This window comes from Pinisolibacter sp. (assembly GCF_036782435.1).
Lineage (GTDB): Bacteria > Pseudomonadota > Alphaproteobacteria > Rhizobiales > Ancalomicrobiaceae > CALBKH01.
Window position 1 is genome coordinate 14,073 of record NZ_DAIPZB010000007.1, and the last position, 23,694, is coordinate 37,766.

The following is a 23,694-nucleotide window of genomic DNA, read 5'->3' on the forward strand; positions in this document are numbered from 1 at the left end:
GTGGGGCTCACGTCGCCTGTTCGGCGGCGGCCAACTGTTTGGGCAGGGCATAGGCCCACTGGGTGATGTTGCCGGCGCCGAGGAATACGACGTAGTCGCCGGGCGCCGCCATGTCGCGGATCAGCGCGGGCAACTGATCGGGGCTCTCGAGGGCGGTGACGTGGCGATGGCCGCGACCGCGCAGGCCCCCCACAAGGGTGTCGCGCGAGATGCCCTCGATCGGTGCCTCGCCGGCGGCGTAGACGTCGGCGATGACGACGCGGTCGGCGTCGTTGAAGGACTGGGAGAACTCCTCGAAGAGCGAGGCGAGGCGGGAATAGCGATGCGGTTGCATCACCGCGACGACCTTGCCGCCCTTGCCTTCGCCCTCGACCGCGGTGCGGGCGGCCTTGAGGACCGCCATGATCTCGACCGGGTGGTGGCCGTAGTCGTCGAAGACCTGGATGCCGTTCCAGGTGCCGGTCGGGGTGAAGCGGCGCTTGACGCCGGTGAAGTCGGCGAGGCCCTTGCGGATCGCTTCGGGCGCGATGCCGAGTTGATCGGCGACGGCGACCGCGGCGGTGGCGTTGGCGATGTTGTGGATGCCCGGCATGGCGACGACGAGGTCGGGAATGACCTTCTCGATGCCGGTGACGCGATCGCGCAGCTTGACGGTAAAGCGCGACTGGCGGCCGAGCACCTGGACGTCGCTGTAGCGCACGTCGGCCTGCGGGTTGGTGCCGTAGGTGACGATGCGGCGGTCCTCGATCTTGCCGACCAGGGCCTGCACTTCCGGATGATCGAGGCACATCACGGCGAAGCCGTAGAAGGGGACGTTCTCGACGAAGTGCTTGAAGGCGTCCTTGACCTTGTCGAAGGTGCCGTAGTGGTCGAGGTGTTCGGGATCGATGTTGGTGACCACCGCGATGTCGGCGGGCAGCTTGACGAAGGAGCCGTCGCTCTCGTCCGATTCCACCACCATCCACTGGCCGGAGCCGAGACGGGCGTTGGTGCCGTAGGCGTTGATGATGCCGCCGTTGATGACGGTCGGATCGAGGCCGCCGGCGTCGAGCAGCGCCGCCACCATCGAGGTGGTGGTGGTCTTGCCGTGGGTGCCGCCGACTGCGATCGCCGACTTGAAACGCATCAGTTCGGCGAGCATCTCGGCGCGGCGCACGACCGGCAGGAAGCGCTCGCGCGCCGCCACCAGCTCCGGATTGCCGGGCTTGATCGCCGAGGAGACGACGACGACGCGGGCCTCGCCGAGGTTGGCACCGTCGTGGCCGACGAAGACCTTGATGCCCTTCTCGCGCAGGCGCTGGACGTTGGCGTTGTCGGCGGCGTCCGAGCCCTGGACCTGGAAGCCGAGGGTGTGCAGCACCTCGGCGATGCCGCTCATGCCGATGCCGCCGATCCCGACGAAATGCACGGGTCCGATGGTCGAGGGCATCTTCATGGGGGAGGTCCTTCCGGTTCCGTCGCGGTGCGGGCGTCGCGAGAGGCTCACCGCGCTCACGAGCGCACGAACGATTCGCGCCTGTCTAATCAGGTTTCGTCCGAAGGTCGAGGCTTGGCAACCGGTTCGGATCACCCGCCACGACGGCCGGGTCGTTCCGTGGAACCGGGACCGGTGCCATCTCGGCCTCTCGTACACCCCGTGGGCGGAACTGCCGACCCTCCGACGAAGGCGATCGCAATTCGTCCGACTTGTTCGGTGTTTCGTTTGCAGCTATGAGTTGCTCGATACTTGATGTCGTTTCGAGATTTTTCCATGCGATCGGCTGCCGCAGTATCGAGCGATTCTCGACAAGCACCTCCGTCCACACGTTCGGGCGCCGGTCGTATAAAGTATATCGATGGATTACGTGGTCTCGCGATCGCGATGGTGATCCTCTATCACTCATATTCCCGGTGGCCGGAATCGTATCCATATGGCGATAAATTCGTCGGCTCCTACCTCACCGACACGAAGGTCGTCGGTGTGCAGTTGTTCTTCATCATATCCGGCTTCGTCATTCTGATGACGCTGTCGGCGGCTTCGAGATTCACGACCTTCCTGTACAGACGCTGGTTGCGCCTCTTTCCGGCGATGGTGGTCTGCTCGGCGATCGTGTTGGCGACGGTCGATTTCTTTCCCGAACGACCGGGAGGGGCGCTCGCGCCGACCGATCTGATCCCGGGGCTCAGCCTGTTGGGAGAGCACGTCGTCAATTTCGTCACGCGGAACGCCTTCTCGGTCAAATCGTTGGAAGGTTCGTTCTGGTCACTCTACGTCGAGTTCCGCTTCTACCTGTTCTTCGGCTTCATGTATTTCTTCATCGGGCGGCGTGCGGCGATCGCCTCGCTTCTCGCCGCCTACGTCCTCTATCAGATTTCAGTGGTGACGACCGAGGTCGGAAGCTCATTGTACGTAGCGGCAGCGGCCGAATTCGACGGCAAGGTGCATCTTCGTAAGTTGTTGTCCTTCTTCGGTTTCGAATATTATATCTGGTTCTTTGCCGGGGCTCTCTATTTCGAATACCTGCGATCCGAGCGGAGGTGGCTTCTGGCGGTCGCGGCGATCTCGAGCGTCGTCGGGGCGCTGGCGAGCAGCCAACCACTGGCGGCGGACATCTTCATCTGTCTGGTGTTCTTCGCCGCGTCGACATCCTCGTTCGTCCGCGGAATTCTGTCGACGCCGGTCCTCCAGGTCATCGGCTTCGTCAGTTATCCGCTGTATCTCATCCACGAGAACATGGTGGTCGCGACGATCGTGAAGGTCGGGCGCATCGCACCGTGGATGCCTCCGGTTCTGGTGCCGATCCTGCCGATCGCCCTGACGGTGGCGATCGCCTTCGTCGTCGCGCGATGGGTCGAACCGGTGGCCAAATCCGTCGTTCGTCGATCGATCGAGACGGCCGCTCGCGCGATCTGATGCCGGGCTCACGAAATACGGACCGTTTGCCGGGCGGTTCAGTTTCGAAGGTCGGTGCTCCAGCGTCCCCTCCTCCACGAGGGGGGAGAGGACCGGATGCGAGCGTCCTCGGAAATGCCACGTCGATACGAGTGGGGATTTCGTCGGTTCGGCACGAGCCGTGCCCGATCGGAGCGCCTCGCCCGAGATTCACCGAGCAGCGGAGCGGGGCGCTCCACACCGATGCCTCCCGTCGCGCCCCGGCGCCGTGTCATAGCGAGTTCACGAAATTCGGACTCGTCCGAATTTCGTGAGTTGCGGCCCGACCGGCCGACGCCCGTTCGGGCTTGCCTTCGCGGATGAAGTTCCGAACAGGTCGGAACTTCATCCGCTCGGTATCAGGTGATGACGTCCGGCGTGTCGCGGCCGGTGCGGCGTTCGATGCCGGCGAGCGAATTGGCCGCTTCGAGGACGCCGGCCAGCACCATCTGCGGGTCGAGGTCCTGGCGATCCGGGTCGGCTTCGAAGATCTCGACGTAGAGGCGCAGCGTCGCGCCTTCGGTGCCGGTGCCGGAAAGGCGGAAGACGGCGCGTGAGCCGTTGTCGAAGGCGATGCGGATGCCCTGGCGGGTCGACACCGAGCCGTCGGTCGGATCGGTGTAGGCGAAATCGTCGGCGGTCTCGATGAGCAGGCCGACCGAGACCTTGCCCGGCAGGTAGGGCAGGGCGGCGCGCAGGTCGTCGAAGAGCGCATCGGCGACATCGGTCGGCAGGCGCTCGTAGTCGTGGCGCGAATAGTAGTCGCGGCCGTAGGTCTTCCAATGGTCGTGAACGATCTCGGCGATCGACTGGCCGCGCGCGGCGATGATGTCGAGCCAGATCAGTACCGCCCACAGGCCGTCCTTCTCGCGGACATGGTCGGAGCCGGTGCCGGCGCTCTCCTCGCCGCAGATGGTGACGCGGCCGGCGTCGAGAAGATTGCCGAAGAACTTCCAGCCGGTCGGAGTCTCGAAGAGCGGCACGCCGAGACGTTCGGCGACGCGGTCGGCGGCGCGCGAGGTCGGCATCGAGCGGGCGATGCCCTTGACGCCGGAGAGATATCCCTTGGCGTGGTGGAGGTTCGCCGCGAGCAGGGCGAGGCTGTCCGACGGGGCGACGGAGATGCCGCGGCCGAGGACGATGTTGCGGTCGCCGTCACCGTCGGAAGCCGCGCCCATGTCCGGCGCGTCGGGGCCGAACATCAGGTCGAACAGGTCCTTGGCGTGCACCGGGTTCGGATCGGGATGGTGATGGCCGAAGTCGGGCAGCGGCGTGCCGTTGATCACGGTGCCCTTCGGCGCGCCGAGTTCGCCTTCGAGGATGGCGGTGGCGTAGGGGCCGGTGATGGCGCTCATGGCGTCGAAGCGCAGGGTGAAGCCGGAGGCGAAGAGGGCGCGGATGCGGTCGAAATCGACCAGCTCGCGCATCATCTCGACGTAATCCGCCACGGGATCGACGATCTCCACCACCATGCCGGCGAGATCGAAGGTGCCGAGCGTGTCGACCGACGGGGCGGCTTCGTCGACGATCGCGTATTCGGCGATCGATTTCGTCGCCGCGAAGATGGCGTCGGTCACGCCTTCCGGGGCGGGGCCACCGTTCGAGACGTTGAACTTGAGGCCGAAGTCTTCGTCGGGGCCGCCGGGATTGTGCGAAGCGGAGAGCACGAAGCCGCCGTAGGCGCCGCGTCGACGGATGAGGTTGGAGGCCGCCGGGGTCGACAGGAAGCCGTGCTGGCCGACGATCGCCTTGGCGGCGCCGTTGGCGGCGAGCATGCGCAGGATCACGCCGATGGCGGTGTCGTTGTAGTAGCGGCCGTCGCCGCCGACCACGATGTCGCGGCCCTTCACGCCGCCGGCGCCGTCGATGATCGCCTGGACGTAATTCTCGAGATAGCCCGGGGTCATGAACACCCGGGTCTTCTTGCGCAGGCCCGAGGTGCCGGGCTTCTGGCCGTCGATCGGTGTGGTGGAGACGGTGCGAACGGCCATGAGCGGCTCCCGAACATTCGAAGCGGGCGATGCTACTTCCCTAGCGGAGGCGGCGGCGGAATTCCATACGGGGTCGACCGGGTGCGGCGAGGGAAGAGGGGGCGGTCGGCCCGATGCCTTTTCGTGCAGGGCGCGCGCGAGGTCGTCCGCCGGTCGAGCCTCGAGGTTCGCGGACATCGGTCCTTCGAATTTTGCGGATCGCCCACGAAGAGATCTGCGTGCGGCGCAGAGGTGGAATTCGGAAAGTTCGGTCGACCTTGCAAGAAATCGCAGGCACCATGGTCTTCGTATGAACCGGAGAACCGGTCGAAGAGAAGCGGGTCGGCACGAACCCGCCGGGCGAGGAACGTCGAGGCCGGGCCGAAACCCCGGATACCCGAACGATGGAGCCTCCCATGATCCGTTTCCTCGAAGTCGCCCGCCGCGCCTTCCGCCGTCCGGCGCGTCCCGCCGTCGATCGCGGCATGTGGGAATCCTCGACCTGCGCGACGTTGCGTCGCCATTGGATCGATCCGCTCGAGCGGGGATGATCGGGAGGTCGTGATCCCGTCTCGCGCCGAGGAGCCTCCCGTGTCCGCCTTCGAACAACCGCCGGACTCCTCGCCCGTGATCCGCACCATCGCCATGCCGGGCGACACCAATCCGGCCGGCGACATCTTCGGCGGCTGGCTGATGGCCCACATGGACCTCGCCGCCGGCAACGTGGCGACGCGCCGGGCGCGCGGTCGTGCCGCGACGGTGGCGGTGGAGGCGATGGCGTTCCACCGGCCGGTACTGGTCGGCGACGAGGTGAGTTTCTACGGCACGATCGTCGGCACCGGGCGCACCTCGGTGAAGATCCTCATCGAAGCGTGGCGCCGGCCGCGCGAGACCGACGCCATGGAGAAGGTGACGAGCGCCGTCTTCACCTTCGTGGCGATCGGCGAGGACCGCAAGTCGCGGGTGTTGCCGGAAGGGTGACGCCTTCACGCCGCGGTGCGGCGGGCCTTCGACGACATCATCGCGATCAGGGTCAGGACCGCCAGGGTGAGGGGGGCGAAGGAGACCATCAGGACGGTGCTCCAGCCGGCCGAGGTCAACAGGCTCCCGGAGGCGAAGGAGCCGATCGCCATGGTGCCGAAGACGAGGAAGTCGTTGAGCGACTGGACGCGGGTCCGCTCCTCCGGGCGATGGCACTCGAGGACCATCGCCGAGGCGCCGACGAAGCCGAAGTTCCAGCCGACGCCGAGCAGGATCAGCGTCGCCCAGAAATGGGCGACGTCGACGCCGAGCAGGCCGATGACGGCCGAGAGCGCGATCAGCGCCAGACCGACGGCGACGATCCGCGGCGCGCCGAAGCGGCTGATCAGCGTTCCGGTGAAGAAGCCGGGCGCGTACATGGCGATGATGTGCCACTGCAGGCCGAGGTTCGAGTCCTCCAGCGACAGGCCGCACATGCGCATCGCCAGCGGCGCGGCGGTCATCAGGAAGTTCATCAAGAGGTAGGAGACGACTCCGCAGACGACGGCGGTGACGAAGCGCGACTGGCGGGCGATCTCCCACAGCGGCCGGCCGCCGGCGGTTTCCGCCCTGCTCGGCTTGGGCAGCCGCACGCCGGCGAGGACGGCGGCCGACACCGCGGCGACCGCGGCCTGGGCCACATAGGTCGCGGCGAAGAGGTAGGGCTGCCACAGGTTCATCGTCCAGGTGACGAGCTGCGGGCCGATGACGCCGGCGAAGACGCCGCCGGCCATGACCAGCGACATGGCGCGGGCGCGCCCCTCGGCCGGCACGCAATCGGCGGCGGCGAAGCGGAACGACAGCACGACCGCGGCATAGGCGCCGCCGAGGAAGGTCGCGACGCAGAACAGCCAGAACGAGCCCATCACCGAGGCGAGTGCGGCGAGCAGGCCGGCGACGACACCGGCGCCGGTTCCCGCGAGAAACGCGGCGCGGCGACCGTGGCGCCGGGCGATGGCGCCGGCCGGCAGGGTGCAGGCGGCCATGCCGACGACGAAGATCGAGATCGGCAGGGTGGCGAGCGTGGCGTGGGGGGCGAGCACGTTGCCGACGATGGCACCGGTGGCGTAGACGACCGCCGCGTTGGCGCCGGCCAGCGCCTGGGCGATGGCGAGCCTGAGGACATCGGCATTGCCGGAGTGCGCCGGGACCGGCGGGGCGACATCGATCGGGATTTCCGTTCCGGACATCGTGCCCTCGGTTTCGACGCTTCGGCTCGTGCAGGCCGAGGCGCGCATCTTCGTCGGAAAGAATCGGTCACGGCGTCTCGGTCGTCGAACGTCGTTTCGACCGCCCACCGGACCGGTACACGAACAACCGCGGGACGGCTCTCGGAGGACGTCGACCATCTAGCGCGCGAAGAGGTCCGTCGCCATGGCTTCGGAGACGATTTTTCGTGTTCGCACCGCTCTTCGATGGATCCGGTTCAGGTCGCCGGCTCGAATCGGAGAATTCCCGCCACTCTCGGTCCGGAGCCGGTATCGGAGGGATGGGCGACGCCGTCCATCACCGTCACCTCCGGGAAGTCGAAGGGGCCGACCCCCTCGATACATGCGACGTTGATGCCGAACTGGTTCGGGTTCGAGCGGCGCTGGTGATGGGTGTGGATCCCGCAGGTCTTGCAGAAGTAATGCTTCGCCGTGCCGGTGTTGAACCGATAGAGCGTCAGGTTGTCTTCGCCCTGGACGAATTCGATGTCCGAGAGATCTGCCGAGACGGCGATCGCGCCGCGCATCCGGCAGTAGGAGCACGAACACCGGCGGGCCGTCGCGAATTCGTCGGTCAAGCGAACGCGGAAACGCACCGAACCGCAGTGGCAGGCCGCTTCGTGCCGTGGTCTCGGATCGCTCATCGTCGGTTCTTCTCGCTCACGTGGCCGCGGTCGGCATCAGCTCGTACGGCCCCTTCCAGCCGGGGAGGCTCGCGATACGGTCGGCCCAGGCCTTGATTGCCGGGAACTTGTCCCAGCGATCGAGGCCGGTCTCCTCGGTGTAGTAGACGTAACCGACGAGCGAGAAGTCGGCGATGGTCGGGCGGTCGGCGACCATGAAGTCGCGCCCCTGGAGATGCTTCTCCACCACCTTGTAGGCGTCGACGACGCGGCCGCGGAGGAACTCGGTCGCCGCCGTCTCGGGGAACTTCTTGATGCCGACGAGGAAGCGCAAGGTCGCGAAGTAGCTGGTGAACTTGTGATTGTCGAAGAGGATCCAGCGCCAGATCTCGCGCTTCTCGGCCGGCGTGGTGCCGCCGAACCTGCCCGTCACCTCGGCGAGGTAGTCGAGGATGACACCGGACTGGGTGAGGACGAGGCCGGCGTGCTCGAGCACCGGTGCCTCGCCCATCTCGTTGACGCTCTCGCGCCACTCCGGCGACCGCGTCGCGCCGTCGAAGAAGGGGATCCACTTCGGCGTCCAGTCGCAGCCGGAAAGCTCCAGCATCAGCGCCGCCTTGTAGGAGTTGCCGCTCTCGCCGAAGCAGGTCAGGACGAATTCGCTCATCGAGGCACCTTTGCGTAAGGGCGGTTGCGGTCAGGAAGCGGAGCGTTCGAGGGGGGCGCAGGCGCGGGTGAGCCAAGCGCGGGTCTCGGCGTCGAGCAGCGGGCCGATCACGGTCTCGACGCGGGCGTGATAGGCGTCGAGCCAGCGCAGATCGTCTCGGCTCATCAGGGACGCATCGATCAGGCGGGTGTCGATCGGCACCAGGGTCAGCGTCTCGAAGCCGAGCATCGGCCGCTCGCCGCCGTCGACCTTGCGCGCCTCGTGGACCAGCTCGAGGTTCTCGATACGGATGCCGTAGGCGCCGGTCATGTAGTAGCCGGGCTCGTTCGACAGGATCATGCCGGGTTCGAGCGCCACCGTGCCGGTCTTGGAGATGCGCTGCGGGCCCTCGTGCACCGACATGTGGCTGCCCACCCCGTGGCCGGTGCCGTGGTCGTAGTCGAGGCCGGCCTTCCACAGGGCGATGCGGGCGAGCGTGTCGAGCGCCGAGCCGGGCGTGCCGACGGGGAAGCGGGCGGTCGAAATGGCGATGTGGCCCTTCAGCACCAGGGTGAAGGCGCGTTTCATCGCGGCAGAGGGCGTACCGACGGCGATGGTGCGGGTGACGTCGGTGGTGCCGTCGCGGTACTGGGCGCCGCTGTCGAGCAGGAACGGGCAGTCGCGATCGATCGGCCGGTTGGTCGCCCGGCTGGAGTGATAGTGGACGATGGCGCCGTTCGGCCCGGCGCCCGAGATGGTCGGGAAGGAGAGGTCGAGCAGTTCGCCGGTGGCGGCGCGGCAGCCCTCCAGCTTCTCGCAGCAGGTGATCTCGTCGGTGGTGTGCCCCTCGGCGTCGAACCAGGCGAGGAAGCGCGCCATGGCGACGCCGTCGCGGATGTGGGCGGCGCGGGCGCCGGCGATCTCGGTGTCGTTCTTGCGTGCCTTGGGCAGGGTGATCGGATCGTCGCCCTCGACCAGCGTCGCGCCGGCTTCCGCCAGACGGCGGGCGAGGATCTCCGAGGTCCAGGCCGGATCGAACAGCACCTTCGCCTTCATCTCGCCGAGGCGGGCGAGGGTGGGCAGCAGTTCGGCCGGAGAGGCGAGATCGCAATAGGGCGCGAGGTGGGCGGCGACCGCCTCGGAGAGCTTCTCGGGTGCGACGAAGAGCATGGCGCGACCCTCGCGCGGCAGCAGCGCATGGGCGAGCGGCACCGGATTGTGGGGGATGTCGCGGCCACGGATGTTGAAGATCCAGGCGATCGAATCCGGTTGGACGAGGAGCAGATGGTCGGCGTTCGCCCCGGCGATGGTCGGGGCGATGCGGGCGAATTTCTCCGCCACGTCCTCGCCGGCGACGGCGGCCGGGTGGACGACGAGCGGTCCCGTCGGCGGGGCAGGGCGATCGCTCCAGACGGTGTCGAGGGGGTTGGGCTCGACCGGAGCGAGGGTTCCGCCCGCCGCCTCGACCGCCTCGCGCAGGCGACGGACGCCGGCGACCGTGTGGAGCCAGGGGTCGTAGCCGATGCGATCGCCGGCCGAGACCTCGGCCTTCAGCCAGACGTGCGGCGGGGTGGCGACGATGTCGCCGGGGGTGAAGACGGTGGTGTCGACCTCTTCGCCGACCTGGAGGCGGTAGCGCCCGTCGACCAGGATCGTCGCCTTCTCGGCCAGGACGACCGCGGCGCCGGCGGAGCCGGAGAAGCCGGTCAGCCAGCGCAGGCGTTCGGCGCTCGGCGCGACATATTCGGATTGGAACTCGTCGGCGCGCGGGACGAGGAACCCGGTCAGCCCGAGGCGGGCGAGTTCGGCGCGCAGGAGAGCGGTGCGGGGGGCGCCGACGGTGGGGTCGGCATGGGTGTCGAAGCTCTGGAACATGCGGCCGACTGTAACGCTTCGCGGCCATGTGACAACGGGGAGCACCGCCGGTGCTCCCCGTTGTTCGAAAGTTCCTCATGCGATCTTCGGCGGGCGGTGGCCGTGTGGATCGGGGACCGGCCGGCCCGGACAGGTTCTAGCCCGCGGCGAGAAGAATCGTCTCGATGTCGGCGATGGTGTGGCGTACGAGATCCTTGTCGATCTCGGCGGTGACACAGGCCTTCGCTTCTTTACTCAGATCCTGACGCAGTTCGGCGAGGATACGCGGTGGGGCGACGAGGATGAGGTGCTTGTAGCGGCCCTCGTGTGCGGCGCTGTTCAGCTCGGCGGCGATGCCGGCGGCGAAGCGGCGCGCTTCCTCTTCGTGCCAATCGGTGGTCTCCATCGACGAACGCATACCGCCCACGCTGGCGAAGGCTCGGCCGGGAGCGTCCGTACCCTGTTCGCGGGTCGCGGGGTTCTGCTGTTCGCGCGTGGCGATGCAGTGGAGGTTGGGTTGCTCGGCCAGACCATCGTTGCGAAGGAACAAGGCCTTGCGGCCGTCACCGACCAGGACCCAGGTTCCGTTGGCGATCTTCATACGGGGCATCGTCTTGCTCCCCTGATCTTGCGATCCACGAGGAACATGAGACACCCGGCGAAGGGTCTCGTCCTTGATCCCGCGCAAGGATCGACGGAATTGCCGAAGCAGGGTCAACGGCAATGCCCCGTCTCAGCGGTCACCCGTCTCCAGCACCAGCGCCAGCCAGCCGTCGCGCTCGACCTCGAAGGCGAGGCGCAGGCCCTGGGCGAAATAGGCGGCGAGCACCAGTTGCCGCTCGACGGTCCGCAGGCCGGACAGAACGACCGTCGAACGACGCGCCAGTCGGGCGGCGATCGGATAGGCGAGTTTGGTCAGCGGGCGGGCGAGAATGTTGGCGACGACCAGATCATAGGGACCCTCGCGGGCGATGAGGTCCGAGGTCATGCCGTCGGCGACGATGCCGCGGAACTCGGAGGCGACGCCGTTGAGCGCGGCGTTGCGGATCGAGATGTCGACGGCGACGCGGTCGATGTCTGTGGCGATGACCGGTGCGTGGAGGACGCGGGCCAGCGCGATGGCGAGCACACCGGTGCCGGTGCCGAGGTCGAGCGGGCGCTCGAAGCGCTTCGACTTCAAGAGCCGGTCGAGGGCCATCAGGCAGCACCAGGTGGTGGCGTGGTGGCCGGTGCCGAAGGCCATCTCGGCGTCGATCTCGATCGACACGCCCGACGGCGGGCGGCGATGGCGATCGTGGCTGCCGTGGACGAAGAAGCGGCCGGCTGCGACCGGGTGGCGGATCTCCTCGCTCATGGCGATCCAGTTGGCGTCGAGATCGAGCACCGTGGTCGAGAGGTCCGCGCCGAAGGCGTCGGAGCCGAGGGCGTCGCGCACCGTCTCGGCGGCGGCCTCCTCGCTCTCGGCGTCGAAGACCAGGACATCGACCGACCACACTTCCGAATAGGGCACGGTCTCTTCGCGGGTGACGGGATAGCCCTCGACCTCGAAGGCCTCGCCGAGCAGGCGCTCGAGGCGTTCGGATTCGGGACCCTCGGCGACGAGGCGGACCTGGACGGCGGGCATGGATCTGCTCCTCAGGGCTTCTGGAAGGTGAGCGAAGCCCATTCCTTGATCGAACGGCGGGAGACGAGGCTGAGGCCCCGCGAGCGATAGGCGCTTTCGAGCCGCGCCTGTTCGCCGATGCGCAGACCGGCGACGACGAGGAAGCCGCCGGGCGCCATCAGCGCCACCACGTCGCCGGCCATGGCGCAGAGCGGATCGGGCAGGATGTTGGCGAGCACCAGATCGAAGGGCGCGGCGCGGCGGATGCGGACATCGCCGAGGCCGTCGGCGACGAGGGCGCGGAAGGCGCGGTCGACACCGTTGAGGCGGCGATTGCGCTCGGCGGTCGCCACCGCGTGCGGGGCGATGTCGGTGGCGAGGACCGGCGTCGTCGGGGCGAGGCGCGAGAAGGCGAGGCCGAGGATGCCGGTGCCGGTGCCGAGATCGAGGACGTTGCGCGGTCGCGCGAATTTCAGGATCTCGTCGAGGCCGGCGAGCGACAGTTGGGTCGAGGCGTGGTCGCCCGAGCCGAAGGCCGACGACGCCTCGATGAGGACGTCCTCGCGGCGCAGCTCCGCCGGGCGATTGTGCTCGCCGAAGACGCGGAAGCGGCCGGCGCGGATCGGCGGCAACTCGTCGAGGCCGATGGCGGCCCAGTCGGCGCCGTCGAGCGGCTTCAGCGTGGCGCGGGAAAGCGTGGCGAGCGCCGCCTCGCGGGAGGCGATGCCCTCCGTCTCGAGGAGGTCGGCCAGCGTCTCGGCGAGATCGGTCTCGTCGAGGGCTTCGGGGAAGAAGGCCTCGACGCCCCAGGTGCCGTCGCCGTGGTCGAAGGCGCCGGCGGCGTCGGCGAAGGCGAAGACGATCTCGCCTTCCCCCAGCGCATCGGCGATGCGGGTGGCGAGCGAGCGGGTGGTCGTCAGGCGAAAGACATGGGTCGGCATGGGCCGCGGCAATAGCACGGGCGAGCCGCGCTGTCGCCTCGTCGGGACGCTCTCGGCGCGGTGGCCCGATCAGACCGGCGCCGCGAACCGGAACACGGCGGCGCCGAAGACCGAGATCGCGATCAGCCCGGCGTAGTGGACGGCGGTGGCGTAGCGCCGTGTCCGGTGCGGCAAGCCGGCCAGTCCGAGGGCGATGGCGAAGGAGAAGAACGGCCAGATCGCCGCGAGATAGCGGGTCTGGAGATCGGCGAGAATTCCTTGATTGCGCATGCTGAACCAGGCGTGGACGAAGTGCAGGACGACGAAGAGAGCGGTGGTGAGGAGGCCGACACGCGCCAGTGTCGAGGTCCGTCGGTCGGCCGGGATGCTTCGCAGCGAGAGGGCGGCGGCGACGAAGAGGGCGATCAGGATCGCGCCCGCATCGAAGTCGTCGGCGCGATAGGGGAGGCGGCGGCCCAGATGATCGAGATAGAGACCGGCGAAGTCGAGAAGCCCGATCGCGGCGCGGTCGGCCGGTGCGATCACCTCGAACCAGTCGGGGAAGGCGGCCGGTATCCAGACCGGACGGCCGTGGGTCGCGAACGTCACCGGCGTCGGGACGAGTCCGACGAGGAGACCGGCGGCGGGGAGGAGCGTTTCGGCGCCGAGCAGGCGCGTCCGGCCGGTGGTGACATCCACCGATCTCAGCAACACGACGGCGGTCGCGCCGGCGACGAGGCCGGTGAACTTGGTCCAGCCGAGGAGCGCGAGGAGCAAGGCGATCGCCCAGGGCGGGGCGCGGTCGCGGGCGAGGAGGAAGAACAAGGCGCCGATCTCGGCGATCATCAGGTCGTCGTTGTTGACGAGGCCGGCGACGCCGATGGTCACCGGCAGACCGAAGAGCGTGGCGATGAAGACGAGGCGGGCGTGTGGGTCGGTCAATCGCGTGACGCCACCGAAGCCTGCCAGCAGCAGGCCGACGGCGACGAGGCCGAGGTCGACGAACCGAACCGGCCGCGGGTCGCCGGGCGTCGCGGCGGCGAGTGGCGCGACGGCGAGGTGATAGAGCGGCGGATGGGCGAGGTAGTTCGGCTGGTCGCTCCAGTCGATGCCGGCATCGTCGAGCATGCGCAGGGCGTCGTGATCCGGCAGAAGCGTCGGCCGCTCGGCCATGGCGCGCGCGTAGGAATAGTGCGCCAGTTCGTCGAACTCGTCGTCGAGCGGCAGGGTCGCGGCGACGATGCCGGCGGTGATCGAAACCAGGACGACGAGAAGGAGGAGCAGGCGGACCGCCGGGTCGTGGCGCCATGTCGCGACCGCGACGGACGACGCGCCGGACGGGGGCGCCGGAGCGAGATCTACGTGAGCCATGGTCCACCCTCGAGCACCGCGAGAATCGTGGATCACCGCCGATTCCACGGAGCGTGAGGATGGCGTCGCCGCCGTCACGGCGAACGTTTTCATGAAGTATGAGAGTTGTGATGATCGGCGCTCGTGATGAGAGGTGGTGACGCCGATGGTGACGCCGGCGGTGACGGGTGACGGACACGGTGGCACGGCTTCATCGCCGCGAGCGATCGTGCGGGGGCCGCGGTCACATCACCGCCCCACGACGTTCATACTTTCTTCACGATAGGGGTGTTCAATCGCAGTCATGGAGATCGGCGCCGCCTGCGGCGAGGATCTCGGGAAGCCTCCCCGATCTTCGGGTCGACCACGGATGTACTGGCGGGCGAAACGATCGAGGACGGCACACAGGAAGCCCCGGATGGGAGGCGAAAGGCCTCACCGCCGGGGTTTTTTGCGTCTGGGGGAGGGATTTGCGGATGCGTCTTCGTCCGTACTCGACGGACAGTCACCGGGCATGTTGATGTTGATGCGTATAAGAGGAGGAGTAGACCTTCATGCGCCGTAGCAGAGCACCTGGACGTTTCGTTTACATGAGTATTTAGCGCAGCGACCCGCCCATGATCTTAACGAGTATCTGTTTAGCTGTCCACGCCTAGTAAGTGCAGTCAGCCCTTTCTTGTAAATGCTCCCCTTCACCCCGTCGGGCTGACGAACCCGTCCAACACCCGCTTCCTTCCTGCCCGATCGAAATCGATCGTCAGCTTCTCGCCGTCCACTTCCGCCACCGTGCCGTTGCCGAACTTCTGGTGGAAGACGCGGTCGCCGACGGCGTAGTTGGGTTTGGTGGTGGCGATCGACTTGGCGATGAGGGCGCCTTCGATCACCTTGACCTTCTTGTCGTGGATCGGGTTGCCCCAGCGGTCGCGCAACGGACCGCGGTCGCCGCGGCCGGAGGACCAGTCGCCGCGCTCGCGGCCGGAGAAGCCACCGCCGCGTGATCCGCTTCCGCCCGACCAGTCGCCGCGCTGGAAATCGCCGCGGCCGCTGTCCGAGAAGCCGCCCGGCCCGTTCCTACCCTGCGCTTCGCCGAAACGGCCGCGCCCCGCGCCGCTCCAGCCCTGGTCGGTGCCGGCGCGGGTCTCGGCGGTCTGGTCGTAGTCGTCGTGATGCGAGCCGTAGCCGCCCACCGTGCGGCCCGACTTCTGCGCCTGGGCGCGCTGCCAGCCGGGCGTCGAATAGGTCGAGCCGAAGGGCTCCACCTGATCGAAGCGCGAGCGGCCGTAGCCGCCGTAGCTCGAGCCCGACTGGCGGATCTCGACGTGAGGCTCGGGCAACTCGTCGAGGAAGCGCGAGGGGATCGACGACTGCCACGAGCCGTGGATGCGGCGGTTGGTGGCGAACCAGATCAGCGCGCGGCGCTTGGCGCGGGTGATGCCGACATAGGCCAGTCGCCGCTCCTCCTCGAGCCCGGCGCGGCCGCCTTCGTCGAGCGCCCGTTGATGCGGGAAGAGGCCTTCCTCCCAGCCGGGGAGAAAAACCGTCTCGAATTCGAGGCCCTTGGCCGAGTGCAGCGTCATCAGGTTGACGGCGTCGAGCGAGGCGTCGTTCTCGGTGTCCATCACCAGCGACACGTGCTCGAGGAAGGCGGGCAGGCTCTCGTAGTCCTCCATCGCCTTCAGGAGTTCCTTGAGGTTCTCCAGCCGCCCCGGCGCCTCGGCCGATTTGTCGTTCTGCCACATCTCGGTGTAGCCGGACTCGTCGAGGATCAGGCCGGCGAGTTCGGTGTGGGGGAGCGCATCGAGTTGGCCGCGCCAGCGCTCGAAGCTCTGGACGAGGCCCTTCAGCGTGGTGCGCGCCTTGGGCTTCAGCTCCTCGGTCTCGACGATGCGGCGCGACGCCTCGGTGAGCGGCACGCCCTGGAGACGGGCCAGCGCGTGGACCTGTTGCAGGGTGGCGTCGCCGAGGCCGCGCTTCGGCGTGTTGACGATGCGCTCGAAGGCGAGATCGTCGGCCGGCTGTGAAACGACGCGGAAGTAGGCGAGCGCGTCGCGGATCTCCATGCGCTCGTAGAAGCGCGGGCCGCCGATGACCCGGTAGGGGAGCCCCAAGGTGACGAAGCGGTCTTCGAATTCGCGCATCTGGAAGGAGGCGCGCACCAGGATGGCGATCTCGTTCAGCGCATGGCCCTTGCGCTGCAGGCTCTCGATCTCGTCGCCGATCGAGCGGGCCTCTTCCTCGCTGTCCCAGGCGTTGGCGACGGTGACCTTGTCGGCGTCGTCGTGGTTCTCCTCGGTGAAGAGCGTCTTGCCCAATCGGCCCTCGTTGTGGGCGATGAGGTGGGAGGCAGAGGCGAGGATGTGGGGGGTGGAGCGATAGTTGCGCTCCAGCCGGATCACCAGGGCGCCCGGGAAGTCCTTCTCGAAGCGCAGGATGTTGTCGACCTCGGCGCCGCGCCAGCCGTAGATCGACTGGTCGTCGTCGCCGACGCAGCAGACGTTCTTGGTGCCGACCGCGAGCAGGCGCAGCCAGATGTACTGGGCGACGTTGGTGTCCTGATATTCGTCGACGAGGATGTAGCGGAAGCGGCGCTGCCAGTCGGAAAGCACGTCCGGATGCGTCTTCCAGATGCGGATGACGTGGAGGAGAAGGTCGCCGAAGTCGCAGGCGTTGAGCGTCGTCAAGCGGTTCTGATAGGCGCGGTAGAGGTCGCCGCCCTTGCCGTTGGCGAAGGCCCGGCCCTCCAGCGGCGGCACCTCGTTCGGGCCGAGCCCCTTGTTCTTCCAGCCGTCGATGAAGGCGGCGAACTGGCGGGCCGGCCAGCGCTTCTCGTCGATGCCCTCGGCCTGGATGATCTGCTTGATCAGCCTGAGCTGGTCGTCCATGTCGAGGATGGTGAAGTCGGATCCGAGACCCACCAGCTCGGCGTGGCGGCGCAGGATCCAGGTACCGATGGCGTGGAAGGTGCCGAGCCAGGGCATGCCCTCGACCCGCTCGCCGACGAGCCGGCCGATGCGCTCCTTCATCTCGCGCGCCGCCTTGTTGGTGAAGGTGACGGCGAGGATTTCGCCGGGCCGGGCGAGGCCCTGGGAGAGAATATGGGCGATGCGGGTGGTCAGCACCCGGGTCTTGCCGGTGCCGGCGCCGGCGAGCACCAGCACCGAGCCTTCCGTCGCCTCGATGGCGCGGCGCTGCTCGTCGTTGAGGCCGCGGAAGAAGTCGGGCCGATGGGCGGGGGCGTTGGCGGCCGCGGCGCGGGCGGCGATGCCGCCCGGTCTGGGAGGGGGCGCGTCGAGAGGCGCGCGGCCGGCGATGCCTCCGGGGCCGCGAGCGGGATGCGGCGGCGCAGGGTCACGCGCCCGCCCGGGGCGGGCGCCGGGCAGCGGGATAGGGCAGTCGTCGTCGTCCCAGTCGAAACCGTTGGTCATGCCTTGCGAGGGGGATCCCTGATCGTGATCGCCGGCCGCACCGGCCGATGATTCTCTGTTCGTTCCGCCGGACTATAGCAGGGATGCGGCGAGGGTGGGGCGATGGCGGGGTGAGGCGGCGCTCACCGCTCGGCGTCCGTCGCCTGCGATCGCACGTCGCCGATCACCTGACCGAACACCACCTTGGGGCCGTCGCCGTCGGGGGGGCGTTTCGGGGGCTTGTCGGGGATGGGGAGCGGGTAGATCAGGCGGGGCGGCAGGCGGTGGACGAGGACGGCGGTCAAGACCAGCACCAGCGAGCCGGCGATCACCGGGGTGAACAGGAACGACCAGTCGGGGTGCGTCAGCATCACCACCAGGGCGGTGGCGCCGGCGGGCGGGTGGGTGAGGCGGATCAGGCCGAGCAGGGCGATCACCGCGCCGACGGTGACGGCGAGGACGATCGGGCCGCGCGGGGCGAGATGGTCGACGATCAACGAGATGGCGGCGGCGACGGCGTGGCCGCCGAGCACGTTGGCCGGTTGCGACAGCGGGCTCTCGGGCATGCCGAAGACCAGCACCGCCGAGGCGCCGAGGGGCGCGACGATGAAGGGTACGCCGGCGGCGTCGCCGAGGAACCAGATCACGACGAAGGCGGCCGTGGCGCCGAGCCCGGCCTTGAGCCAGCGCGCCGCGGTGGCGGGCGGCTGGTGGCGATGGAGAAAACGGCGCGGCACGCGGGGCTCCGTGGCGGGCGGACGAAGCGGTTTCGCCCGGCATTCTGCTCGATTCGGTAGCACATGCCGTTTTCATCGGCAAAGAAGCCGTCCGGCGGGCCGTGGATGCTCGCCCCCGGTCGCCGCACTGGTCCGGGCTCGGGGCGTTTCGACGGAGGCTTCATGTATTACGCGACGTAAGTTCGTCCGGATTCGGTGTGTTCGACGGAATCATGGTTCGCATTTTCTGCCGTTCGCCTCAGCTTCTACTGTCACGAAACGGCGTCACATCGTCGAATTCCGAAGTTTTTCGCCGAAACTGCGGGAAATCACGTAGGTGTATACGGCGCGTTAACCACCTTCCGGTTCGACTGGGCCGTCAACCTGGGGGAGAACGGGTGATGGCGAAGTGGGCTTCGAATTGTGGAATGCGGTCGCAACTCGGCGCGATCGTCGTGATCGCCGTCGCCAGCGTGATGATCATCGGTGCGATCCACGTCGCCGGCAAAGCCCACGAAGACGCGAAGTTGGCGGAAGCGGAAGCGGCCGACCGATCGGCCAACCGGGTGCGGCGCATCGATCGCGATCTCCTCCAGATGCGGCGTGCCGAGCAGGCGTTCCTTCTGACCCTCGACGCCGGGGAGGTGACGCGCCACGGCGAGTTCCGCAGCATCGCGGAAGCCGAGATCGCGGTTCTCGGCAAGGAGGTCGCGGCGATCGGCGCCGGCGACCTGCGGAGCAAGGTCGACGCGGTGGCCGCCGGTGTGTCGGCCTACGGCGCGCGTTTCGCCGAACTGGTGGAGACACGGACGAAGATCGGTCTCGATCCGCAGTCGGGCCTCGAAGGCGATCTCAGAACCGGGGCACACGAGATCGAGAAGACCGTGGGCAAGCTCGACGATCCCAGGGCGCAGGTGCTGCTCCTGATGATGCGCCGGCACGAGAAGGACTACATGCTGCGCCACGACGAGAAATACGTCGGCGATTTCACCAAGCGAGCGGAACAGCTCGCCAAACTGACGATGGATCTCGAGGTCCCATTGATGGACCGGGTCGGTCTCGATCGGTCGATCGAGATCTACCGCCGCAATTTCCTCGGGTGGGTCGCGGGCGATCGCGGGTTGATCGAAGCCCGCGCCGCGGCGGAAACGGCGCACCGGACCGTCGAGGCCGGGCTCGCCGACCTCGAACGGGCGAGCGAGGCGTCGGCCTCGGCGGCGAAGACCGATGCGGCGGAAACGGCGAGCGTCACCGAGAGCCGGATGATCCGGGCCTTCGCGGCGATCGTCCTCATCCTCGGTTCGGTGGCCGGTCTGATCGGCCGATCGGTGTCGCGTCAGATCCGGACGATGACCGAAGGCATGGTGCGGCTCGCCGGTGGCGATCTCGAGGTCGAGATTCCCGGCGGCGACAGGACCAACGAGATGGGGCGGATGGCTCGTGCGGTCGCGGTGTTCCGCGACAACGCCCGCGAAAGGCGCCGGCTCGAGGCGATGCAGGCGGAGGAGGCGTCGCGGGCCGAGGCGATCCGGCGCAAGGCGATGTTCGAGCTGGCGGCGGAGTTCGAGCGGCGGGTCGGGGCGGTGGTCGCCACGGTCACCCGATCGGCCGGCGATCTCGAGATCGCGGCGCAGACGCTCTCGGCGTCGGCCGAACAGGTGTCGGCCCAGTCGGTGGCGGTGGCCGGCGCCTCGGAAGAGGCGGCCGCCAACGTCCGCAGCGTCGCGGTGGCGACCGAAGACCTCTCCGCCACCGTGCGTGAGGTTGGGCGTCAGGTGGCCGAGTCGTCCGGCATCGCCGCCAAGGCGACGGCGGAAGCGGCGGCGACGCGGACCCAGGTGAACGATCTGTCGGTCGCCGCCGATCGCATCGGTTCGATCATCCAGCTGATCCAGGAGATCGCGGCCAAGACCAACCTGTTGGCGCTCAACGCCACCATCGAGGCGGCCCGCGCCGGCGAGGCGGGGCGGGGCTTCGCCATCGTCGCACAGGAGGTCAAGGGGCTCGCCGAGCAGACCGCCCACGCCACGGCGGAGATCGGCACGCAGGTGCAGGCGATCCAGGGCTCGACGCAGCTCGCCGCCGGCGCCATGGCCTCGGTCGGCAGCACGATCGAGGCGATGAACGGCATCGCCGGGGCGATCGCCACGGCGGTGGACCGCCAGAGCGAGACGACGCGAGAGATCGCCCGCAACGTCGGACAGGCGGCGCAGGGGGCGTCCGACGTCTCCGCCAACATCACCGGGGTGAGCGCGGCGGCGGAGAACTCCAGCGCCGCTTCGTCCCAGGTGTTGTCGGCGGCCGGGGAACTCACCCATCAGGCGGAAGCGTTGCAGGCGGCGGTCGCCGGCTTCCTCGCCGATCTCCGGGCGGCGTGAGCGCGTCTCCGAAGGTCGGGACGTCGATGTCTCCGGCCTTCGGCGCCGAAAGAGATCCGGAGGATCTCTTCGCCAGACCGGTCCTAACTCGTCCGGGAACCCTTCGTGTGGACACGGTTCTCGGACGAACGGAATACGACGTTCGGATGTGTTCATCCGAACTCCGCATCACTTCGCCGGCGCGCTCGCCTCGAGGCCGCGCAGCATCGCCTTCAGACCCGGCTCGTCGACGGCGGTGGCGGCGTCGTCGAGGCTCATCCAGCGCACCTGCCGTTCGGCCATCTCCTTCCAGGTGGAGAGGAGCTTGCGCGCCTTCAGGCGATAGACGGTGACGCGGACGAGGTCGAAGCGGTCGGCGCGGCGCTTCCAGTAGTCGAAGGTGCCGAGCGGCTTCTTCAGCGGCTTGCCGACGACACCGGCCTCCTGTTCGGCCTCGATCGCGGCGGCTCGGTGGTCGGGCACGCCCTTCATCGGCCAACCCTTCGGCACCGTCCAGCGGCCGGTCTCGCGCGTCGTCACCAGGCACACCTCGACGCGACCGTCGACCTTGCGCATCGGCAGGGCGGCGATCTGCGGCAGCCTCTCGGGCGAGGATTTCGAGGTGGCGGGCTTGGGCATCGGGCGGGTGGGCGAGGGGATGGGTCGGGAAGCATGCGCCGATCGCGCGAGTCGTTCCAGGCGAATGGCCAGACTGACCTGCGAAGCGGTTCGAAAGACGGCGGCGGCGCGTCACGACGGTGACGCCCACCGTCCTCCTCAGGCGAACAGGCCGACGAGCCACCAGGTCGCCGCGGCGATGGCGGCGGAGGCGGGGATGGTCACCACCCAGGCGACGACGATGCCGGAGGCGATGTTCCAGCGCACGGCCGAGGTGCGCCGGGCCGAGCCGACGCCGATGATCGAGCCGGTGATGGTGTGGGTGGTGGAGACGGGGATGCCGAGGCCGGTCGCCATGAACAGGGTGATGGCGCCGCCGGTCTCGGCGCAGAAGCCCTGCATCGGGGTGAGGCGGGTGATCTTGGAACCCATGGTGTGGACGATGCGCCAGCCGCCGAAGAGGGTGCCGAGACCCATCGCCGCCTGACAGGTGATCACCACCCAGAAGGGCACGTGGAAGGTCTCGCCGAGATGGCCCTGCGAATAGAGCAGCACGGCGATGATGCCCATGGTCTTCTGGGCGTCGTTGCCGCCGTGGCCGAGCGAATAGAGCGAAGCCGAGACGAACTGCAGCGAGCGGAAGCTCTTGTCGATGGCGAAGGGCGTGAACGGGCGTCCGACCCAACTGACGACGACCATGAGGACGAGCGCCAGGGTGAAGCCGACCAACGGCGACAGCACGATGGCGAAGGCGGTCTTCATGAAGCCCGACATCACCACGGCGGAGACGCCGGCCTTGGCGACGCCGGCGCCGACGAGACCGCCGACGAGGGCGTGCGACGACGACGACGGGATGCCCCCGAGCCAGGTGACGACGTTCCAGACGATGGCGCCGGAGAGCGCGCCGAAGACGACGCGCGGGTCGATGATCGAGGCCTCGACGATGCCCTTGCCGATGGTCTGGGCGACGTGCAGGCCGAAGAACAGGAAGGCGATGAAGTTGAAGAACGCCGCCCACATCACCGCGTACTGCGGCGACAGAACCCGGGTGGAGACGATGGTGGCGATCGAATTCGCCGCGTCGTGCAGGCCGTTCAGGAAGTCGAAGGCGAGCGCGACGGCGATCAGCCCGATGAGAAGGGGCAGGGCGAGCGTGGCGTCCATGGGTCCTCGTCCACGAAACGGAGAACGGGCGTGCGGGCGGCGGAAACCGTCAGACGTGTTCGATGACGATGCCGGAGATCTCGTTGGCGACTTCTTCGAACCGGTCGGTGACGCGCTCCAGATGGCCGTAGATCTCGGCCCCGACGGTGAAGGCCATCGGATCGGAGTGGCGATGGGCGAGGAAGAGCGCCTTGAGGCCCTGGTCGTGGACCTTGTCGGCGCGGCTCTCCAGTTCGGTGATCTTGACCACGTAGTCGTTGATGGCGTGGACGTTGGCGCCGATCTTGCGCAGGAGCGGGATCGCATCGACCGTCAGCTTCGCGGCTTCGACGCCGATCGCCGCCAACTCTCGCATCGGCTCGTCGAAGGAGGTCACCTCGAAGAGGGTGATGGCCTTGGCGGTCTGGTGCATCTGATCGATGGCGTCGTCCATCGACTCGATCAGATCCTTGATGTCGACGCGGTCGAAGGGGGTGATGAAGGAGCGGCGCACCGCCAGCAGCACTTCGGCGGTGATGTCGTCGGCGGCCTTCTCGTGGCGCTTCACCTCGGCGCAGGCGGCGGCGATGTCGGGCGCGCCGGAGAGCAGCCGATGCAGCGCCTCGGCGCCGGCGACGAGCACCTTCGACTGGCGCTCGAACATGTCGAAGAAACCGTCTTCCTTGGGCATGATCGCCCGGAACCAGGACAACATCGGACCCACCGCAGTGATTGGCGACGGGGCGGTTTATGACGTTTCGATGACGAATGCGAGTCCGGTGAGGCGCGCATGTCGGTGGGCGGGCGTCGACGGGGTGGCGGAGCGCGTCGAGGCGGCCCCTCATCACTTCTTCGGAATGCCGATCTTCCGCCCGGCTCGTTCGGGAGGAGCGAGGTGGCGGGTCGGGGCCCACAGGGCTTCGAGGCCTTCGCGGACGTCGGCGGCCCAGGGCACGACGCGGCGGGCCTTCATGTCGAGGTGGAGATACATCTGCTCGCTCGTCGCCGACACCCAGCCGTCCTCGGCGTGGATCAGTTCGGCGAAGAGATGCAGGCGCTTGTCGTCGAGGTCGAGGATGCGCATCCGCACCTGGAGGGGATCGCCGAGGAAAACTTCGCGCAGGTAGCAGACGTGGATCTCGGCGGTCATGTAGGAACAGCCGCGTTTCGCCAGATAGTCCGGACCGAGGCCGGCCGTGACGACGAAGTCGTCGCAGGCGCGATCGAAGACGACGTTGTAGTAGGCCATGTTGAGATGGCCGTTGTAGTCGACCCAGCCGGGCTCGATCGCGTATCGGTCGGAGAGGTAGGGATGGGCGTCGGTCATCGGATCCGGTCTGGTTGCGGACGG

At 68.1% G+C, this 23,694-nt stretch carries 20 protein-coding genes; 4 read left to right on the plus strand and 16 right to left on the minus strand.

What is annotated here, in order from left to right:
* Positions 1 to 7: 7 nt before the first annotated feature.
* The gene (gene murC / locus V7Q42_RS04255) at positions 8 to 1,435 is read right to left on the minus strand and encodes a UDP-N-acetylmuramate--L-alanine ligase (RefSeq protein ID WP_333822668.1); all 1,428 of its coding nucleotides are present in this window, start codon (positions 1,433 to 1,435) and stop codon (positions 8 to 10) included.
* Positions 1,436 to 1,750: 315 nt separating this feature from the next.
* On the opposite strand from murC, the gene V7Q42_RS04260 reads away from it, so the two are divergent.
* Positions 1,751 to 2,893, plus strand: coding sequence for an acyltransferase family protein (locus V7Q42_RS04260; protein WP_333822669.1), 1,143 nt, complete (start codon positions 1,751 to 1,753; stop codon positions 2,891 to 2,893).
* 377 nt (positions 2,894 to 3,270) lie between these two features.
* Here V7Q42_RS04260 and V7Q42_RS04265 read toward each other — a convergent pair whose 3' ends face one another.
* A complete protein-coding gene (locus V7Q42_RS04265; RefSeq protein ID WP_333822670.1) occupies positions 3,271 to 4,902 on the minus strand; it encodes an alpha-D-glucose phosphate-specific phosphoglucomutase in 1,632 nt (543 codons plus the stop codon).
* A 395-nt stretch (positions 4,903 to 5,297) separates the two neighbouring features.
* Between V7Q42_RS04265 and V7Q42_RS04270 the strand changes: the two genes are divergently transcribed.
* Together V7Q42_RS04270 and V7Q42_RS04275 are read left to right on the plus strand one after the other, a co-directional pair.
* Entirely contained in the window at positions 5,298 to 5,432 is a 135-nt protein-coding gene (locus V7Q42_RS04270) for a hypothetical protein (RefSeq protein ID WP_333822671.1), read from the plus strand.
* A 94-nt stretch (positions 5,433 to 5,526) separates the two neighbouring features.
* The gene (locus V7Q42_RS04275) at positions 5,527 to 5,862 is read left to right on the plus strand and encodes an acyl-CoA thioesterase (RefSeq protein WP_333822779.1); all 336 of its coding nucleotides are present in this window, start codon (positions 5,527 to 5,529) and stop codon (positions 5,860 to 5,862) included.
* A gap of 5 nt (positions 5,863 to 5,867) precedes the next feature.
* Here V7Q42_RS04275 and V7Q42_RS04280 read toward each other — a convergent pair whose 3' ends face one another.
* From V7Q42_RS04280 to V7Q42_RS04325, 10 genes are all read right to left on the minus strand, one after another.
* Positions 5,868 to 7,091: an MFS transporter gene (locus V7Q42_RS04280; protein WP_333822672.1), complete on the minus strand. Its 1,224-nt coding sequence runs from the start codon at positions 7,089 to 7,091 to the stop codon at positions 5,868 to 5,870.
* Between the two features lie 236 nt (positions 7,092 to 7,327).
* Positions 7,328 to 7,753, minus strand: a complete 426-nt coding sequence (locus V7Q42_RS04285; protein WP_333822673.1) for a GFA family protein — start codon at positions 7,751 to 7,753, stop codon at positions 7,328 to 7,330.
* A 16-nt stretch (positions 7,754 to 7,769) separates the two neighbouring features.
* A complete protein-coding gene (locus V7Q42_RS04290) occupies positions 7,770 to 8,399 on the minus strand; it encodes a glutathione S-transferase family protein (RefSeq protein ID WP_333822674.1) in 630 nt (209 codons plus the stop codon).
* A gap of 30 nt (positions 8,400 to 8,429) precedes the next feature.
* The gene (locus V7Q42_RS04295) at positions 8,430 to 10,253 is read right to left on the minus strand and encodes an aminopeptidase P family protein (RefSeq protein ID WP_333822675.1); all 1,824 of its coding nucleotides are present in this window, start codon (positions 10,251 to 10,253) and stop codon (positions 8,430 to 8,432) included.
* A gap of 136 nt (positions 10,254 to 10,389) precedes the next feature.
* On the minus strand, positions 10,390 to 10,842 hold the full coding sequence (locus V7Q42_RS04300) for a host attachment family protein (protein WP_333822676.1): 453 nt from the start codon (positions 10,840 to 10,842) through the stop codon (positions 10,390 to 10,392).
* Between the two features lie 123 nt (positions 10,843 to 10,965).
* A complete protein-coding gene (locus V7Q42_RS04305) occupies positions 10,966 to 11,856 on the minus strand; it encodes a 50S ribosomal protein L11 methyltransferase (RefSeq protein WP_333822677.1) in 891 nt (296 codons plus the stop codon).
* A gap of 11 nt (positions 11,857 to 11,867) precedes the next feature.
* The gene (locus tag V7Q42_RS04310) at positions 11,868 to 12,776 is read right to left on the minus strand and encodes a 50S ribosomal protein L11 methyltransferase (RefSeq protein ID WP_333822678.1); all 909 of its coding nucleotides are present in this window, start codon (positions 12,774 to 12,776) and stop codon (positions 11,868 to 11,870) included.
* 69 nt (positions 12,777 to 12,845) lie between these two features.
* Positions 12,846 to 14,126, minus strand: coding sequence for a hypothetical protein (locus V7Q42_RS04315; RefSeq protein ID WP_333822679.1), 1,281 nt, complete (start codon positions 14,124 to 14,126; stop codon positions 12,846 to 12,848).
* Positions 14,127 to 14,797: 671 nt separating this feature from the next.
* Positions 14,798 to 17,530 (minus strand): ATP-dependent helicase, encoded by a 2,733-nt coding sequence (locus V7Q42_RS04320; protein ID WP_333822680.1) that lies wholly within the window; start codon positions 17,528 to 17,530, stop codon positions 14,798 to 14,800.
* A gap of 122 nt (positions 17,531 to 17,652) precedes the next feature.
* Complete coding sequence (locus tag V7Q42_RS04325) at positions 17,653 to 18,246, minus strand: HPP family protein (RefSeq protein ID WP_333822681.1); 594 nt, start codon at positions 18,244 to 18,246, stop codon at positions 17,653 to 17,655.
* Between the two features lie 407 nt (positions 18,247 to 18,653).
* On the opposite strand from V7Q42_RS04325, the gene V7Q42_RS04330 reads away from it, so the two are divergent.
* Entirely contained in the window at positions 18,654 to 20,603 is a 1,950-nt protein-coding gene (locus V7Q42_RS04330; protein WP_333822682.1) for a methyl-accepting chemotaxis protein, read from the plus strand.
* A gap of 168 nt (positions 20,604 to 20,771) precedes the next feature.
* On the opposite strand, the gene V7Q42_RS04335 is transcribed toward V7Q42_RS04330, so the two are convergent.
* The 4 genes from V7Q42_RS04335 to V7Q42_RS04350 all read right to left on the minus strand — a co-directional run bounded on the left by V7Q42_RS04335 (position 20,772) and on the right by V7Q42_RS04350 (position 23,670).
* Complete coding sequence (locus V7Q42_RS04335) at positions 20,772 to 21,221, minus strand: NUDIX hydrolase (protein ID WP_333822683.1); 450 nt, start codon at positions 21,219 to 21,221, stop codon at positions 20,772 to 20,774.
* A 138-nt stretch (positions 21,222 to 21,359) separates the two neighbouring features.
* Positions 21,360 to 22,364, minus strand: coding sequence for an inorganic phosphate transporter (locus tag V7Q42_RS04340; protein WP_333822684.1), 1,005 nt, complete (start codon positions 22,362 to 22,364; stop codon positions 21,360 to 21,362).
* 49 nt (positions 22,365 to 22,413) lie between these two features.
* Complete coding sequence (locus V7Q42_RS04345; protein WP_333822686.1) at positions 22,414 to 23,058, minus strand: DUF47 domain-containing protein; 645 nt, start codon at positions 23,056 to 23,058, stop codon at positions 22,414 to 22,416.
* A gap of 129 nt (positions 23,059 to 23,187) precedes the next feature.
* Complete coding sequence (locus V7Q42_RS04350; protein WP_333822687.1) at positions 23,188 to 23,670, minus strand: thioesterase family protein; 483 nt, start codon at positions 23,668 to 23,670, stop codon at positions 23,188 to 23,190.
* Positions 23,671 to 23,694: the final 24 nt, after the last annotated feature.